Here is a 14,972-nt window from a genome sequence, read left to right as displayed (position 1 = left end):
CCTACTGGGCCTCGATCCGGTCGAGATAGCCCCGGCGTACGTCGTCGTCGACGCGGGTGATCGCGGCGTCGTCGTGGACGGCGCGGCGGATCAGGCGCATCACCCGCTCGGGGACGAGCGGTGCACCGTTGGCGGCGAGGCCGACGTAGGACGGGACGGCGATCTCGGCCGCGCGGGTGCGGACCGACCTGACCACGGCGGCCGCGATGTCCTCGGGATCGACCGCCGGGAGGACGCCGAGGTCGATGCCGGAGGAGAGCTCGGTGCGTACCGCGCTCGGCAGCACGGTGGTGAGAGAGACCCCGGTGCCGTCGAGCTCGAGCCGGGTGGCGGCGCTGAGACCGACGACGGCGTACTTGCTGGCGTTGTAGACCGCCAGGCCCTTCAGCGGGAACTTGCCGGCCAGCGAGGCGACGTTGACGACGTGGCCGTGGCCGCGCGCGATCATCGCCGGCAGCGCGAGCCGCATGCCGTGGATGACCCCGTAGACGTTCACGTCCATGGTCAGCCGGTCGATCCGGTCCTCCTGGGCGAGGAAGGGACCGTTGGGCATGACGCCGGCGTTGTTGACCAGCACGTCGACCGGTCTGTCGTGCGCTGCTTCGGCAGCGGTGAGGAAGTCGGCGTAGGACCGCTTGTCGGTGACGTCGAGCCGGTGAGCGCTCGCCGGTCCGCCGAGGCCTGCCGCTGCCTCCCGCGCCAGCGCGTCGTCGAGGTCGCCGAGCGCGACCCGCGCCCCGGCCGCGACGAACTCCTTCGCCGTGGCGAGCCCGATGCCCCGGGCGGCGCCGGTGATGACGACCAGAGAGCCGTCGAGGTCGATCCTGGGATAGCGGGTCATGCTGACACCTCCATGGTCTCGTCGATCGTGACGTCGAAGTCGGCGGGGTCGAAGCGGCTGATCCGGCGGACCAGCTCGCCGGTCGACCACGGCCAGGAGAAGCTGTTGCGACCGTTGGCGTCGATGAAGTAGCTGTGGCAGGACGCACCGCTGTAGGCGGTGCCGACGAGCGCGGCCTGCACCTCGTCGACGTACGCGGCCTGGGCCTGTGGCGTCACGTCGAGCTGCGTCCAGCCCTGCGAGCGGGCGGTCGTGATGGCCTCGGTGATCATTGCGACCTGCGACTCCGCCACGGCGAAGGCGGAGCCGTGACCGGTGCCGAGGCTCGGGCCGAGCACCACGAACGCGTTGGGGAACCCGGTGACCGAGGTGCCCTGGTAGGCCTCGGGGGAGCCGGCCCAGTGCTCGGCGAGCGTGCGGCCGTCGGCTCCGCGGATCAGGTCGGCGACCGGCATGTCGAGGATGTGGAAGCCGGTGCCGAGGATGATGGCATCGACCTCGGCGGTGCTGCCGTCGGAGCCGACCACGGTCGCACCCTCGACCCGCTCGACCCCGGTCGCGTGCACCTCGACGTTCGGCTTCGTCAGCGACTGCAGATAGTCGTTGGAGAAGAGGATCCGCTTGCAGCCGATCAGGTAGTCGGGCGTCAGCTTCGCCCGCAGCTCCCTGTCCCGGACGGCGGCGCGCAGGTAGGCCTGACCGATCTTCTGCAGCCCGTGCATCAGCGGCCGCGGGTGGTGGAAGGCGACGCCGACGGCTTCCATCGCGGCGTACTCGACGGCGCCGAGCGCCTTCTCGAAGAAGGGGACGTTGCGTTTGACCCACTTCTCGGCGTCCGGCACCGGGTGGTCGACCTTGGGCAGCACCCAGTGGGCCGTCCGCTGGAACAGGTGCAGTCGGTCGACCTGCTTCTGGATCCGGGGCACGAACTGCACCGCGGACGCGCCGGTGCCGATGACGGCGACACGCTTGCCGTCGAGGTCGACGTCGTGGTTCCAGCGAGCCGAGTGCCAAACCTCGCCGGGGAAGTCCGCCAGGCCGGGCAGGTCCGGGATCCTGGGCTCGTTCCACGGGCCGGCGGCGGCGACCAGGAAGCGCGCGGAGATGTCTCCGGCACTGGTCTCCAGACGCCACTCGGCGGACTCGTTGCTCCAGGCCGCTCCCACGACCTCCACGCCGAACCGGGTGGTGTTCTCGAGGCCGTGGTCGCGGGCGACGCGGTCGATGTAGGCGAGGATCTCCGGCTGGTTGCCGTAGACCCGTGACCAGTCGCTGTTGGGAGCGAACGAGAACGAGTAGAGGTTGGACGGTACGTCGCAGGTGCATCCCGGATAGGTGTTGGCCCGCCAGGTGCCGCCGTAGGTCTCCGCCTTCTCGAGGATGACGACATCGTCGACCCCCGCCTCGCGCAGCTTGATCGCGGCGGCGATGCCGGAGATGCCGGCGCCGATGACGACGACCTCGTGATGGGTGCTCATGCCGTTGCTCCTTGGAGTGCGGCCGCGACGCGGCGGTGGACGTGCATGCGGGCCGCGGCGAGGGTGGCCTCGCGGCGGCCGAGGTCCATGAAGTTGGGCCCCATCACGGCAAGCTCGTCGGCGCCGGGCTCGACCCGGATGACCCGGATCCCGGCCTCGCGGAGACGGGCGACCTCGCGGTCGAGAACGGAGGTCATCTGCGAGCGGAGCAGGCGCTCGACCCGGTCGAGCCCACGGGCGGGGACGCCGCCCTCGGTGGTCATCGGGGCGACGACCACGACCTCGTCGACCGCTGGACCGACGGTTGGGTCCAGGAGGAGATCGGCTGAGGCGGAGGAGACCGCGCCGCCGTCGAGGTAGGTCCGGCCGGCGATCTCGACCGGCGGGAACCAGCCGGGGATCGCCCAGGACGCGGCGATCGCGGCGCCGAGGGTGGTGGAGGGTGCGCCGTCGGAACCGAACGCCACCCGCTCGCCGGTGGCCGCGTCGGCCGCGACCAGCCAGGTCGCGGGGTGGTCGACCCAGCCGGCGGGACCGGCCAGCGCATCACCGTACGCCTTCAGCCAGGCAGCGTCGCCGCGGCCGCGGGGGAGCAGCCCGGCCAGAGCGCTGTAGGGCGAGCGGCGCGCGATCCCGGGCCGGACCAGGCCGAGTCCAGGGAGCGCGAGGGCCGGGATCGGGGGCACCTTGCCGGGGTGGGCGGCGACGTGGGCTGCCAGGACCGGGTCGGCGCCGGGCGTGCCGTCGAGGGCGTCGAGCAGATCCTGCGGCGTACGGCCGGAGCCCAGGGCCGCGACGATCTCCGAGCCTGCGGAGGTGCCGACGAGGACGGCGGCGGTGCGCGCGTCCCAGTCGAGGGCCTCCTCGAGAGCGCGGAGGGCGACGGCCGTCCAGGCGAACCCGAGGGTGCCGCCGCAGCCGATGGCGAGTGCGCGTCGAGGCGTCATGGTTCGGATACTAACGGTATTTGAATACCAGTGGTAGCCCGAACTGGTAGGATCCCTCCCCGTGGCCCGGATCTCGCGCAAGGAATCGCACGCCCAGACGCGCGAGCGACTCATCGAGACCGCACACCGTCTGTTCCTCTCCGACGGCTACAACGCGACCTCGCTCGACAAGGTGGCCGCCGAGGCGGGCTACTCGAAGGGCGCGGTCTACTCGAACTTCTCGACCAAGCACGAGCTCGGGCTCGTCGTGCTCGACGTGATCCATCAGGAGCGGGCGCTGTCCCTGGCGAGCGCCGTCAGCGGTGTCGAGACCGTCGAGGGCCGGATCGACGCCTTCGCGGCATGGGCCGAGGCCAACATCGGCGACGTCGGCTGGACCGCGCTCGAGGTCGAGTTCGCGACCAGCACCCGCCGCGTCCCAAGCGTGAGTCAGCAGCTCGCCGATCGGCGCCGCGAGCTCACCGCGGCCGTTGCCGGCCTCATCGAGCAGCAGGCCGACGACCTCGGTCTCACGCTGCCCAGCCCGGCCGAGGACGCGGCCGTCCAGCTGCTCTCGCTCGGCATCGGGCTCGGCGTGCAGCGCGCCTTCGACCCCGACCTGTCGGTCGCCAGCCTGGTCGACCTGCTGCGGTCGCTGCTGCAAGGCGCCACGAAGGGCTAGGGCTCAGTGGGCCGGGGCGCCGTTGCGCTCGGGCGCGGCGAACGTGACCCGGTTCAGGCCGCGTACGGCAGGGCTCAGCAGCGTCGCCAGCGAGATCACCACATAGGCGATGCCGGCGATCGCGAGGATGTTCTCGATCCCGTACGCAGCCGCCAACGGCCCCATCGCCAGCTGCCCGATGGGGATGGCGATGTAGGTGCCGAGCTGGTCGTAGGAGGACGCCCGGGAGAGCAGGTCGCTGGGGACGTTCTCCTGCATCGACAGCTGCCAGCCCAGGCTGAAGACCTGGATGCCGGCGCCGGAGAGGGCGGCCGCGGGCAGCAGCACGGCGAGGTCGGTGGAGAAGCCGAGTGCCGCGATCGGCAGCCCGAACAGGGCCATGCCGATCATCCCGTAGAACAGCGGCCGCTCGAGGCGGACCTTCATCAGCACGAGCGTCGCGGCGAGCACGCCGATGCCCTGGAAGGTCAGGATCAGGCCCCAGCCGCCGGCGCCGAGCGAGGACCCTTCGGCGCGCTGCGGACCGAGGGTCAGCAGCCCACCCTCGTAGAGCGCGTTGAGCACGGTGGCGGCACCGACGCAGAGCCACAGCCAGCTCGTGGTGCGGAAGTAGTCCCACCCGAGGCGCAGGTCGCCGATGACCGAGGCCTTGGTGACCGAGCCGCTGAGCTTGACCGGAAGCAGCAGCAGCGCCGCGATGATCCAGGTGGCGGCGTCGAGCGCGAGCGCCCAGCCCGCGCCGACGCTGAGCACCAGCACGCCGGCCGTGCCGGGGCCGGCGACCGCGACGACCGCCCGGGTCAGCGACATCAGCACGTTGGCCTCCTGCAGCATGGTGCGAGGCACCACGAGCGGGATGATCCCCTGCTGGGCAGGCAGGCCGGCGGCCGAGACGATGCCGTTGAGCGCGGAGAGGGCGATCAGGTGCCACAGCTCGGCGACCCCGGCGATGACCAGGATGGCGACCACCGCCTGACTCAGACCGGAGATCAGGTTGGAGGCGAACAGGATCCGGGCCCGGCCCATCCGGTCGGCGAGCACGCCGCCGATGAGCATGAACACGATCATCGGGATGGTGCGGGCGGCGAGGACGGCGCCGATGGCGATCGGCGCGTCGCTCACCTCCAGAACTGCGAAGGCCAGGGCGACAGGGGCCATGAAGTTGCCCGCGAGGTTGATCGAGCGGGACGCGAAGAACCAGCGGAAGTGGGGTTCACGAAGTGGGGCTGTCGCCGAGATCCGAGCCATTCGAGAGACAATAGACCGTCTGGTGAACTCTATCTGCGGAAAATTCCCAATTCTGTCACGAGACCGTTATCCCCGCCGCTCGCATCTCCTCGATGGCGGCTGCCGTCGAGGCCGCTGCCACCCCTGCGGCGAGGTCGGAGAGCAGCCTGGTGTGGAACCCGGCCGCGCGTGCGTCGAGCGCGGTGGCGCGTACGCAGTAGTCGGTCGCCAGCCCGCACACGTCGACCTCCTCGACGCCCTGGGCGCGGAGCCAGTCGGTCAGGCTGGTGCCGCCGGTGGCGGCGCCCTCGAAGCCGGAGTAGGCGGCGGCGTACTCGCCCTTGCGGAAGATCTCATCGAAGGTGACCGGGTCGAGGTTGGGGTGGAAGGCCTCGCCGTCGGTGCCCACCACGCAATGCGCCGGCCAGGAGCTGACGTAGTCCGGCGGGTTGCCGAAGTGGTCGCCCGGGTCGATGTGGTGGTCCTTGGTGGCCACGACCAGCCCGTACGTCTGCTGCGGCTCCTTGCTCGCTGCCCGCTCGCGCAGCAGCTGACCGATGTCGTAGGCCACCCGGGCCCCGCCCGCGACCGGCAGGGACCCACCCTCGCAGAAGTCGTTCTGTACGTCGACCACGATCAGTGCACGCGTCATGCCCGCCAGCCTAGACCGGCATCGCTGAAACCGGCCTCACTGGAACAGCGTCGGGATCGCGGGATCGCCCTTGAGGAGCGAGTGGGCGATGACCGGGAGCTCGGCGACGGAGGCCTGGTGGCGGTCACGGGCCGCGTCGAGGGGCTCGCGGCCGACGACCTCGCCGTTCTTGACCAGCTGGGTGAGGAGGGGACGGTCGTTGTGGTCGCCCGCGGGCGCGGTGCCGATGCCGATCACCTCGGCGTCGGCGACGTCCTTCCGGTCGCGGCGGCGCAGGGCGTACTTGCGGCCGCCGATGGAGGTCTTCGCGGCGCTCTTCTTGGCGACCGGCTCCAGCTCGCCGGAGGCGCCCTCGCGGGCGACCAGCTTGTAGACGAACCCGGCGGTCGGGTGGCCGGAGCCGGTGACCAGCTGGGTGCCGACGCCGTAGCCGTCGACCGGGGCGGCGGCGAGGCCGGCGATGGCGTACTCGTCCAGGTCGCTGGTGACGATGATCTTCGTCTCGGTGGCGCCGAGGTCGTCGAGCTGGCGGCGTACGTCCTGGGCGAGGAGCCCCAGGTCACCGGAGTCGATCCGCACCGCTCCGAGCTCGGGACCGGCGATCTCGACCGCCTTGGCGACCGCCTCGGCGATGTCGTAGGTGTCGACGAGCAGCGTGGTGCCCTTGCCGAGGGAGGCGACCTGCGCCCGGAAGGCCTGCTCCTCGGTGTCGTGCAGGAGCGTGAAGGCGTGCGCGGAGGTGCCGGTGGTGGGTACGCCGAAGCGGGCTCGGGCGGCGAGGTTGGAGGTGGCGGTGAAGCCGGCCACGTAGGCCGCGCGGGCGGCGGCGATCGCCGCCGACTCGTGAGTACGCCGCGAGCCCATCTCGATGCACGGCCGCTCGCCCGCCGCGAGCGTCATCCGGGACGCCGCGGTCGCGATGGCCGAGTCGTGGTTGTAGATCGAGAGCAGCACCGTCTCCAGGACGACCGCCTCGGCGAAGCTGGCCTCCACGACCAGCAGCGGCGACTGCGGGAAGAAGGTCTCGCCCTCGGCGTACCCCCAGACGTCGCCGGTGAAGCGGTAGCCGGCCAGCCACTCCAGGGTCGGGCCGTCGACGACGCCCTCCAGGACGGCCAGCTGCTCGGAGCCGAAGCGGAACGCCTCGATGGCATCGAGCGCCCGGCCCACCCCGGCCACGACGCCGTAGCGCCGCCCGCCGGCCAGGCGGCGGGGGAAGAGCTCGAAGACGGCACGGCGCTCCGCCGTGCCGGCCTTCAGGGCGGCCTGGAGCATGGTCAGCTCGTAGTGATCCGTCAGGAGCGCGGTCGAGTCCGTTGTCGAGTCCACGAGCACATCGTGGCACGATGGATGTCATGAGCACGCCAAGCCCTGTGGAGCTCGACGAGCCGGAGGTCGATGACCTCGTCGCGCCCGCGACCCCGTGGGTGACCATCGTCTGGAACGACCCGGTCAACCTGATGTCCTACGTCACCTTCGTCTTCCAGAAGTACTTCGGCTACTCCAAGAAGAAGTCGGAGAAGCTGATGATGGAGGTGCACAACGACGGCAAGTCGGCCGTCTCCTCCGGCTCGCGCGAGGAGATGGAGCGGGACGTACAGGCGATGCACGAGTACGGACTGTGGGCGACGCTGGAGAAGCAGGATTGATGGGCGGGTTCAGCTATCACCGCCGCAGCAAGCAGATCATCGCGACCTTCTCCGGGTTCGAGGCCGACCTGCTCCGTTCGCTGGCCTCCCAGCTCGTCGAGCTGCTGCGTAACGAGGTCGCCGCTCCGGCCGAGAGCGACGACCCGCTCGAGGCGCTGCTCGACTTCTCGGGTCCGACCACGGAGCCCGAGGACCCGGTGCTGAAGCGGCTCTTCCCGTCGGCCTACGGCGACGACGCCGAGGCGGCCGGGGAGTTCCGCCGGTTCACCGAGGGCGGGCTGCGCGACGGCAAGGCGCGGGCCGCCTCCACGATCATCGACTCGCTCGAGGAGGCCGGGCTGCCGCCCGAGCTCGACGAGGACGGGCTGGTCATCGACGTCGAGCTCTCCATCGGCGACGCCGAGGCGTGGATGCGCTCCTTCACCGACATCCGGCTCGCGCTGGCGACCCGGCTCGGCGTGGAGGAGGGCGACGAGGACTTCTGGGACTCGCTGCCCGAGAACGACCCCGCCGGCCAGGTCTACGGGATCTACCAGTGGGTCGGGATCCTGCAGGAGACCATCGTCGAGTCCCTCGTCGCCGCGAGCTGAGCCGGTCCTACACCAACGCGACGTGGTCCGGAGGCCGATGTCCGCAACCTGGGCAAAGACCGGCCGCCGGCTCGTGCCGCCTAGGCTGATCCTGTGCTGACCATCGACCAGGCGACGTACGACGCGATCGTCGCCCACGCGAAGCGCGACCATCCCGACGAGGCGTGCGGGATCGTCGCGGGCCCTGAGGGGTCCGACCGGCCCGAGCGGTTCATCGAGATGATCAATGCCGCGGGCTCGCCGACCTTCTACGAGTTCGACTCGACGGATCTGCTCCAGCTCTACAAGGAGATGGACGCGAACGACGAGGAGCCGGTGATCGTCTACCACTCCCACACGGCCACCGAGGCCTACCCCTCGCGCACCGACATCGGCCTCGCGATGGAGCCGAACGCCCACTACGTGCTGGTCAGCACCCGTGAGCACGGAAATGACGCGGGTCCGGTCGAGTTCCGGTCGTTCCGGATCGTCGACGGCAACGTCACCGAGGAAGAAATCAACATCGTCCCGACGTTGTCGTGACGCGCACCACCTACATCTAGGAGAACGAACCCATGGCCATCGAGGTCAAGATCCCGACCATCCTCCGCACCTACACCGCCGGTGAGAAGGCAGTCAGTGCCGAGGGCAAGACCCTGAGCGCGCTCATCGACGACCTCGAGGCGAACCACTCCGGCATCAAGGAGCGCCTCATCGACAACGGTGACCTGCGCCGCTTCGTCAACGTCTACATCAACGACGAGGACGTCCGCTTCATCGGCGGTCTCGACGCCGAGCTCAAGGACGGCGACCAGGTCGTCGTGCTTCCGGCAGTCGCCGGCGGCTGCTGAAACTCCTCACCCCAGAATGCCGCGGTCGTACGCTCGTGCGACCGCGGCTGCTCTGTCTGTGACCCCGAGCTTGTCGAAGATGTGACCCAGGTGGGTCTTGACCGTCGCCTCGCTGACGAAGAGCTCGGCGGCGATCGCGCGGTTGGTGGTGCCGCGGGCGACCAGGGTGAGCACCTCGCGCTCGCGGGGGCTGAGCTGCGCTGACGGTCCCGGCGAGCGGAGCCGGGAGGCGAGCCGGGTCGCGACCGCGGGGGAGAGGACGGTCTCGCCGGCCGCGGTCGCGCGGACCGCGGCGACCAGGTCGGCGGTCGGTGCGTCCTTGAGGAGATAGCCGGTGGCCCCGGCCTCGATGGCCGCGACGACGTCGGAGTCGGTGTCGAACGTGGTCAGCACGAGTACGCCGACGCCCGACTCCTGTGCGCGGAGCCGCTCGATCACCTGGACCCCGCCGGTGCCGGGCATCCGCAGGTCGAGGACGAGTACGTCCGGCGCCAGCGACTCCACCAGCGCGAGCGCCTCGGCTCCGTCGCCGGCCTGGCCGACGACGTCGAAGCCGGACTCGGCCTGGAGAGCGCCGGCCACCCCGTCGCGTACGACTGGATGGTCGTCGGCGACCACGATCCGGATCATGCGGCTCCTCGGGGGATGGCGGGAACACGGGCGGAGACGGCGGTGCCGGCGTCGGGAGCGGTCTCCAGGGTGAAGGTGCCGGCCAGGCGCTCGGCGCGGTCGCGCATCACGCCGAGCCCGAACGAGGACGAGCGGCGCGGAGCGGCGGCGTCGAAGCCGGAGCCGTCGTCGCGCACGTCGAGGAGGACGTCGGCCTCGTCGAAGGTCAGCGTGACCCCGACCCGGCGTGCGGAGGCGTGCTTGGCGACGTTGGCGAGGGCCTCCTGGGCGATACGCAGCAGCGTCGCCTCGACCTCCGGGTGCAGCGCGGTGGCCTCGCCGACGACGACGAAGGAGGCCTCGACGCCGTGGTCGTCGCGCCAGCCCTCGACCAGCGTCGACAGCGCGTCGGCGAGGCCGGCGTCGGCCAGCTCGGCCGGGGTGAGGTCCTGCAGGGACCGCCGGGCCTCGACCAGCGCGGTGCGGGCCATCTCGGTGGCCCGGGCCACCCGGCGGCGTACGTCCTCGGCGTCCGCGGAGCCCTGGGCGGCCTGGAGCTGGGCGACGACACCGGCCAGGGACTGGGCGATGGTGTCGTGGATCTCGCGGGCGAGGCGCTCGCGCTCGTCGCGTACGCCGGTCTGCCGCGACTGCGCGACGAGCTGCTCCTGCAGGCGCGCGTTCTCGGCGAGGGCGTGCTCCAGCCTGACGATCGTGTCGGCCCGCGCCTGGCTGACGGCGTCGAGGTGCATGCTGTAGCGGGCCATCAGGGTGGCGAGCCCGAAGTTGACGACGAAGAGCACCGGCAGCGCCGCGTTCTGCCACGGGCTGTCGTAGGGCGGTGGGCCACCGGTCTGGCCGGTGGCCATGATCAGGGAGGTGGTCGCCATCGCGACCCACGTCCAGCGTCCGCGGAAGGACTCGAAGGCGTCCAGGAACCCGAGCCAGGCGAAGATGCAGAAGAGCGGATGGATGACGGTGAGGGCGGCGGCCAGCAGGGTGCGGCCGACGTAGCCGACCGGATGTGGGCGGCCGTAGACATACATCCACCGCCAGATCCACACCGCGGTCACCGCCACCAGCACGCCGAAGGTCAAGCGCATACCGACCGAGCGGGGTCCCATCTCGGGCAAGGTCGCCACACAGATGACCGTGGCGAGCGCGAGCAGCACGAAGGGCAGCACCTTGAGGTTGCGCTCCCAGCGCTGCTCGGGCTCGACGGCCGACGTCATGTGCAGGACCCTCTCATCCCCAGCGGAAGGCGCGCACGGCAATCAGGTGGAGAACCACCGTCCAGCCACCCATCACCGCCAGGTCGGCCAGAGCCGGGAACGACCCGGCAGCGGCGTCGTTGAGCGCGTTGGAGGCCGCGCCGTACGGCGTGAACGAGATGACGTCGCGCACCGTGCCGCCGAAGACCTCGACCGGGAAGTACACCCCGGCCGTGAACATGCACGGGAAGAACACCACCATCCCGACGACCTGCCCGGCCTTCGCGGTGGGGGAGACGGCCGTGATCGCGGTGCCGATGCCCAGCGAGACGGCCAGCGCCAGCAGATACGCGACGCCGTAGCCGAGAAGCGACTCCGGCAGCGGCGTACCGAAGACCACCCGGCCGAGCACGATGACGACCAGCGAGGAGGCGGCGACCGCCACCGCATGCACCAGCACCTGGCCGAGCAGGATCGAGGCCGGCTTGGCAGGGGTGGTGCCCAGCCGGCGCAGGACGCCGCTCTCGCGGTAGCCGGTCAGGGTCGCCGGCATGGTCATGATCGAGGCCATGATCATCGAGAGCAGCACCGTGACCGGCACGTAGAGGTCGATCAGCCTCCTGTCGCCGAAGTCAGGGTTGTGCTCGCGGAAGCTCGGCACCAGCCCCAGCACCACCAGGAGCAGGCTCGGGAACAGGACGATCCAGAAGAGCGAGAGACGCTCGCGGGCGAAGAGCCGGGACTCCGTACGGATCACGGCGACGGTCGGGCTGGTCATCGGAGCGCCTCCTGGCGGATGTCGGGGTCGGTGTCGTTCTCGGTGAGGTCGAGGTAGGCGGCGTCGAGGCTGCCCGCGGCGACCCGGAGGCGGAGCGGCGCCACCCCCTGCGTACGCAGCTCCTCGATGACCGCGAGCGCGACCCCTTCGGCGCCCTCGACGGTGACGGTGCCGTTCTCGCTGCGCGCCGCCGTGACGCCCTCGAGCTCACGCAGGGAGGCGAGATCGATCGCGACCGGCGTCTCGAAGGTGGTGATTGTGGCGGCGGAGGCGGAGCCGATGAGCCCGGCCGGTGTGTCCAGGGCCCGAACCCGGCCGGCGTCGACGATGGCGATCCGGTCGCACAGCGTCTGCGCCTCCTCCATCGAGTGGGTGACCAGCAGGACCGTCACACCCCGGTCGCGTACGTCCCGCACCAGTTCCCACACCTCGCGACGGGCCCGCGGGTCCAGCCCGGTGGTGAGCTCGTCGAGCACGACGACCCGCGGGCGGCCGATCAGCGCCAGCGCGATCGAGAGCCGCTGCTGCTGACCACCGGAGAGATCCTCGAACCGCTGCCGCAGATGGTCGCCGAGCCCCAGCCGCTCCGCCAGCGGCGCCCACGGCTCCGGGTCGGGGTAGAAGGCGCTCCACAGCTCCAGCGCCTCTTGGACCGTGATCTTCGGCTGCAGCTTGGCCTCCTGCAGCTGTACGCCCAGCACCTCGGTGATCTCCTCGCGCTGGTTCACCGGGTCGATCCCGTGGACGCTGATCGTCCCGCTGTCGATCGTCCGGAGGCCGGCGATCGACTCGACGGTCGTGGATTTTCCGGCGCCGTTGGGGCCGAGGATGCCGAAGATCTCGCCTTCGTACACCGTGAGACTGATGTCATCGACGGCGACCGTGGTGCCGTAGACCTTGCGTAGGCCGTCGACCTCGACGGCGGGTTGTGATGCCATGTCTCGAGCCTGGCGGTCCCGCGGGGTCGGCCACATCGGACGATCGGGTCGAGCGGGGGTCAACCGATCGGATGATGCCGGCGCCTCGCTGGTCGAGCCAACGTTCAGACGGCCGCGCGGGCGAGGCGCGTGACGGCTTCGGTGATCGTGTCGGGGGCGCAGGCGATGTTCATCCGGGCATGTCCGGTGCCGGGGGCGCCGAAGGCGGGGCCGTGGTGGAGGGCGACCTTGGCCCTCTCCAGGGCGACCGCGGCGGGATCGTCGCCCCAGCCCAGCTCGGTGAGGTCGAGCCAGGCGAGATAGCTGGCCTGTGGGCGGCGTAGCCGGGCCGCAGGAAGCTGGTCTGCAAGCGCTGACTCCAGGACGGACAGGTTGTGCTCGATCGCGGCGATCGTGCCGGCCAGCCACCCACGACTCTCGGTGAAACCGGTGCGGGCGGCGATGATGCCGAGGTGGCCGGTGCGGAAGGAGACCTCGTCCGGCAGCCCGGTGACCATGCGTGACATCACGTCCCCGGCGGTCACGAACAGCGCACTCTTCAACCCGGCCAGGTTGAACGCCTTGCTCGCCGACTCCGCCGCGATCCCGTGCGCGCGGGCCTCCTCCGACACCGTCAGATACGGCGTGAACTCCACGCCAGTGTGGACCAGCGGCGCGTGGATCTCGTCGCTGAGCGTGAACCCGCCGTGCTTGGCCACGATCCGCGACAGCTCGGTGAGCACCTCGCGTGAGGGCACCAGGCCGACGGGGTTGTGCGGGTTGCAGAGCAGCACCCCGCGCGCACCCCCGCGCAGCGCCGTGTCGATCCCCGCCAGATCCAGCGAGAACGACTCACCGTCGTCGAGCAGCGGCACCTCGTCGACCACTCCGCCGGCCTCCTCGACCAGGTCGTAGAACGGCGGGTAGACAGGCGGGTTGATGATCACCCGCTCGCCCGGACGCACCAGCCGCCGCAGCGACTCCACGATCACCACGCTGACGTCCGTGGTCGTCCGCATGAGCGACGGGTCCGGCGCCCAGCCCCAGACCTCCGTGGCGTACGCGCTGAAGGCTTCCGGAAGACCGGACGAAAGAGCGTTGGCATAGCCGGTGTCGCTGCGGGAGATCGTCTCGGCCAGAGCTGCCCGGATCTCCGGCGCGAGCGGGAAGTCCATCTCGGCCACGAACATCGGCAGTACGTCTGCGGGGTAGAGGCTCCACTTGACGCTGGTGCGCGTGTGGAGGACATCGAGCGGGTCGGCAACGGTGCGCTGTGCCGGCTTGGGCGAGGTCGTCATCGCGGCCATCCAACCATCCGCTACCACGTGCCGGGCCGACGGCCCGGACCGTGTCCCAGGGACTGGGCGATCCTCGCGGACGGGAATGAATCCGGGCCGAGGTGCGATGCTTGACTCATGCGCTACGACAACCTGCTGGCGTCGGTCGGTGGCACTCCGCTGGTGGGCCTGCCCCGCCTCTCGCCCTCGCCCGACGTACGTCTGTGGGCCAAGCTCGAGGACCGGAACCCCACCGGCTCGATCAAGGACCGCCCGGCTCTTCGCATGGTCGAGGAGGCCGAGAAGGACGGCAGGCTCCGCCCCGGCTGCACGATCCTCGAGCCGACCTCCGGCAACACCGGGATCTCGCTGGCCATGGCGGCCAAGCTCAAGGGCTACCGGATCGTCTGCGTGATGCCCGAGAACACGAGTGAGGAGCGGCGGCAGCTGCTGCGGATGTGGGGCGCCGAGATCGTCTCCTCGCCCGCGGCCGGTGGCTCCAACGAGGCCGTCCGGGTCGCCAAGCGCCTCGCCGCCGAGCACCCCGACTGGGAGATGCTCTACCAGTACGGCAACTCCGCCAACGCGCTCGCGCACGAGGAGGGCACCGGCCCCGAGCTGCTCGCCGACCTCCCCTCGATCACCCACTTCGTCGCGGGTCTGGGGACGACCGGGACCCTGATGGGCGTCGGCCGCTACTTCCGGACAGCCAAACCGGAGGTACGCATCGTCGCAGCCGAGCCGCGCTACGGCGAGCTGGTCTACGGGCTCAGGAATCTCGACGAGGGCTTCGTCCCCGAGCTCTACGACGCCTCCCTCATCGACGCCCGCTTCTCGGTCGGCCCTCGTGACGCCGTCCGGCGCGTGCGTGAGCTCCTGGAGCTGGAGGGCATCTTCGCCGGCATCTCCACCGGTGCCATCCTGCACGCCGCCCTCGCCCAGGCCGCCAAGTCCCTCAAGGCCGGCGAGAAGGCCGACATCGCCTTCGTCGTCGCCGACGGTGGCTGGAAGTACCTCTCCACCGGGGCGTACGAGGGCACCATCGACGAGGCCGAGGAAGGTCTCGAGGGGCAGCTCTGGGCCTGACCGGCTCCGCGCTCAGCGGCAGAAGGCGTAGACGACGAGGCCGTGGTCCTCGCCGGAGAAGACCTGGTCGAGGGCTTTGCCGGTGAGATGGGCGTCGACGTAGCGCGGGGCGGGGCCGGTGGCGACGATGGCGTGGCCCGGGAGCCTGCCGGTCATGTCGCGCGGGGCCTCGGCGCTCCAGCAGTCGTGCCTCTCGATGAGGGCGGCGGGGCTGCCGGG

The 14,972-nt window shown here is 70.8% G+C and carries 18 protein-coding genes; 6 read left to right on the top strand and 12 right to left on the bottom strand.

All coding sequences use genetic code 11. The features are described 5' to 3' along the window. Position 1: 1 nt before the first annotated feature. From G5C66_RS21805 to G5C66_RS21795, 3 genes are read right to left on the bottom strand one after another with little or no spacing between them, the layout of a single operon-like run. Entirely contained in the window at positions 2-841 is an 840-nt protein-coding gene (locus G5C66_RS21805; protein ID WP_165113075.1) for an SDR family oxidoreductase, read from the bottom strand. Continuing rightward, entirely contained in the window at positions 838-2,319 is a 1,482-nt protein-coding gene (locus tag G5C66_RS21800) for a flavin-containing monooxygenase (protein WP_165113073.1), read from the bottom strand. The genes G5C66_RS21805 and G5C66_RS21800 overlap by 4 nt, the downstream gene beginning before the upstream one ends. Next, complete coding sequence (locus tag G5C66_RS21795) at positions 2,316-3,266, bottom strand: patatin-like phospholipase family protein (RefSeq protein ID WP_165113071.1); 951 nt, start codon at positions 3,264-3,266, stop codon at positions 2,316-2,318. The genes G5C66_RS21800 and G5C66_RS21795 overlap by 4 nt, the downstream gene beginning before the upstream one ends. 61 nt (positions 3,267-3,327) lie before the next feature. On the opposite strand from G5C66_RS21795, the gene G5C66_RS21790 reads away from it, so the two are divergent. Continuing rightward, a complete protein-coding gene (locus G5C66_RS21790; protein WP_165113069.1) occupies positions 3,328-3,927 on the top strand; it encodes a TetR family transcriptional regulator in 600 nt (199 codons plus the stop codon). A 3-nt stretch (positions 3,928-3,930) separates the two neighbouring features. On the opposite strand, the gene G5C66_RS21785 is transcribed toward G5C66_RS21790, so the two are convergent. From G5C66_RS21785 to G5C66_RS21775, 3 genes are read right to left on the bottom strand one after another with little or no spacing between them, the layout of a single operon-like run. Next, entirely contained in the window at positions 3,931-5,175 is a 1,245-nt protein-coding gene (locus G5C66_RS21785) for an MFS transporter (protein ID WP_165113067.1), read from the bottom strand. A 55-nt stretch (positions 5,176-5,230) separates the two neighbouring features. Beyond that, entirely contained in the window at positions 5,231-5,815 is a 585-nt protein-coding gene (locus G5C66_RS21780; protein ID WP_478354327.1) for an isochorismatase family protein, read from the bottom strand. A 27-nt stretch (positions 5,816-5,842) separates the two neighbouring features. After that, complete coding sequence (locus tag G5C66_RS21775) at positions 5,843-7,135, bottom strand: nicotinate phosphoribosyltransferase (RefSeq protein WP_165113063.1); 1,293 nt, start codon at positions 7,133-7,135, stop codon at positions 5,843-5,845. A 26-nt stretch (positions 7,136-7,161) separates the two neighbouring features. Between G5C66_RS21775 and clpS the strand changes: the two genes are divergently transcribed. From clpS to G5C66_RS21755, 4 genes are all read left to right on the top strand, one after another. Continuing rightward, on the top strand, positions 7,162-7,455 hold the full coding sequence (gene clpS / locus G5C66_RS21770) for an ATP-dependent Clp protease adapter ClpS (protein WP_206444422.1): 294 nt from the start codon (positions 7,162-7,164) through the stop codon (positions 7,453-7,455). Beyond that, on the top strand, positions 7,455-8,045 hold the full coding sequence (locus G5C66_RS21765) for a DUF2017 domain-containing protein (protein ID WP_165113059.1): 591 nt from the start codon (positions 7,455-7,457) through the stop codon (positions 8,043-8,045). The genes clpS and G5C66_RS21765 overlap by 1 nt, the downstream gene beginning before the upstream one ends. Positions 8,046-8,138: 93 nt before the next feature. Continuing rightward, on the top strand, positions 8,139-8,567 hold the full coding sequence (locus G5C66_RS21760; RefSeq protein ID WP_165113057.1) for a Mov34/MPN/PAD-1 family protein: 429 nt from the start codon (positions 8,139-8,141) through the stop codon (positions 8,565-8,567). 32 nt (positions 8,568-8,599) lie between these two features. Next, positions 8,600-8,875 carry a MoaD family protein gene (locus tag G5C66_RS21755; RefSeq protein ID WP_008358635.1) on the top strand — a complete coding sequence of 92 codons (276 nt, stop codon included), beginning with the start codon at positions 8,600-8,602 and terminating at the stop codon, positions 8,873-8,875. Between the two features lie 6 nt (positions 8,876-8,881). On the opposite strand, the gene G5C66_RS21750 is transcribed toward G5C66_RS21755, so the two are convergent. The 5 genes from G5C66_RS21750 to G5C66_RS21730 form a co-directional block, all read right to left on the bottom strand. Continuing rightward, complete coding sequence (locus tag G5C66_RS21750; protein ID WP_165113055.1) at positions 8,882-9,505, bottom strand: response regulator; 624 nt, start codon at positions 9,503-9,505, stop codon at positions 8,882-8,884. Beyond that, positions 9,502-10,716 carry a sensor histidine kinase gene (locus G5C66_RS21745; RefSeq protein ID WP_165113053.1) on the bottom strand — a complete coding sequence of 405 codons (1,215 nt, stop codon included), beginning with the start codon at positions 10,714-10,716 and terminating at the stop codon, positions 9,502-9,504. The genes G5C66_RS21750 and G5C66_RS21745 overlap by 4 nt, the downstream gene beginning before the upstream one ends. A 13-nt stretch (positions 10,717-10,729) precedes the next feature. Next, on the bottom strand, positions 10,730-11,473 hold the full coding sequence (locus tag G5C66_RS21740; protein ID WP_165113051.1) for an ABC transporter permease: 744 nt from the start codon (positions 11,471-11,473) through the stop codon (positions 10,730-10,732). Continuing rightward, entirely contained in the window at positions 11,470-12,411 is a 942-nt protein-coding gene (locus tag G5C66_RS21735) for an ABC transporter ATP-binding protein (RefSeq protein ID WP_165113049.1), read from the bottom strand. The genes G5C66_RS21740 and G5C66_RS21735 overlap by 4 nt, the downstream gene beginning before the upstream one ends. A 104-nt stretch (positions 12,412-12,515) precedes the next feature. Then, positions 12,516-13,688, bottom strand: a complete 1,173-nt coding sequence (locus tag G5C66_RS21730) for a MalY/PatB family protein (protein ID WP_165113047.1) — start codon at positions 13,686-13,688, stop codon at positions 12,516-12,518. A gap of 117 nt (positions 13,689-13,805) precedes the next feature. On the opposite strand from G5C66_RS21730, the gene G5C66_RS21725 reads away from it, so the two are divergent. Further along, positions 13,806-14,753 (top strand): PLP-dependent cysteine synthase family protein, encoded by a 948-nt coding sequence (locus G5C66_RS21725; protein ID WP_165113045.1) that lies wholly within the window; start codon positions 13,806-13,808, stop codon positions 14,751-14,753. Between the two features lie 12 nt (positions 14,754-14,765). Here G5C66_RS21725 and G5C66_RS21720 read toward each other — a convergent pair. Then, positions 14,766-14,972: hypothetical protein (locus G5C66_RS21720; protein WP_165113043.1), on the bottom strand; the 207-nt coding region annotated here is incomplete at its 5' end.

Origin of the sequence: Nocardioides turkmenicus (genome assembly GCF_011045035.1) — a bacterium.
In the GTDB taxonomy this organism is placed as follows: domain Bacteria; phylum Actinomycetota; class Actinomycetes; order Propionibacteriales; family Nocardioidaceae; genus Nocardioides; species Nocardioides turkmenicus.
The sequence above is the reverse complement of the archived record's forward strand: the minus strand, read 5'-3'. Positions and strand labels throughout refer to the sequence as shown.

Excerpts from the sequence above, each read along its gene's own strand:
- G5C66_RS21805 (WP_165113075.1), bottom strand. The coding sequence starts at position 841 with ATGACCCGCTATCCCAGGATCGACCTCGACGGCTCTCTGGTCGTCATC.
- G5C66_RS21800 (WP_165113073.1), bottom strand. The coding sequence starts at position 2,319 with ATGAGCACCCATCACGAGGTCGTCGTCATCGGCGCCGGCATCTCCGGC.
- G5C66_RS21795 (WP_165113071.1), bottom strand. The coding sequence starts at position 3,266 with ATGACGCCTCGACGCGCACTCGCCATCGGCTGCGGCGGCACCCTCGGG.
- G5C66_RS21785 (WP_165113067.1), bottom strand. The coding sequence starts at position 5,175 with ATGGCTCGGATCTCGGCGACAGCCCCACTTCGTGAACCCCACTTCCGC.
- clpS (WP_206444422.1), top strand. The coding sequence starts at position 7,162 with ATGAGCACGCCAAGCCCTGTGGAGCTCGACGAGCCGGAGGTCGATGAC.
- G5C66_RS21765 (WP_165113059.1), top strand. The coding sequence starts at position 7,455 with ATGGGCGGGTTCAGCTATCACCGCCGCAGCAAGCAGATCATCGCGACC.
- G5C66_RS21755 (WP_008358635.1), top strand. The coding sequence starts at position 8,600 with ATGGCCATCGAGGTCAAGATCCCGACCATCCTCCGCACCTACACCGCC.
- G5C66_RS21750 (WP_165113055.1), bottom strand. The coding sequence starts at position 9,505 with ATGATCCGGATCGTGGTCGCCGACGACCATCCAGTCGTACGCGACGGG.
- G5C66_RS21745 (WP_165113053.1), bottom strand. The coding sequence starts at position 10,716 with ATGACGTCGGCCGTCGAGCCCGAGCAGCGCTGGGAGCGCAACCTCAAG.
- G5C66_RS21740 (WP_165113051.1), bottom strand. The coding sequence starts at position 11,473 with ATGACCAGCCCGACCGTCGCCGTGATCCGTACGGAGTCCCGGCTCTTC.
- G5C66_RS21735 (WP_165113049.1), bottom strand. The coding sequence starts at position 12,411 with ATGGCATCACAACCCGCCGTCGAGGTCGACGGCCTACGCAAGGTCTAC.
- G5C66_RS21730 (WP_165113047.1), bottom strand. The coding sequence starts at position 13,688 with ATGACGACCTCGCCCAAGCCGGCACAGCGCACCGTTGCCGACCCGCTC.
- G5C66_RS21725 (WP_165113045.1), top strand. The coding sequence starts at position 13,806 with ATGCGCTACGACAACCTGCTGGCGTCGGTCGGTGGCACTCCGCTGGTG.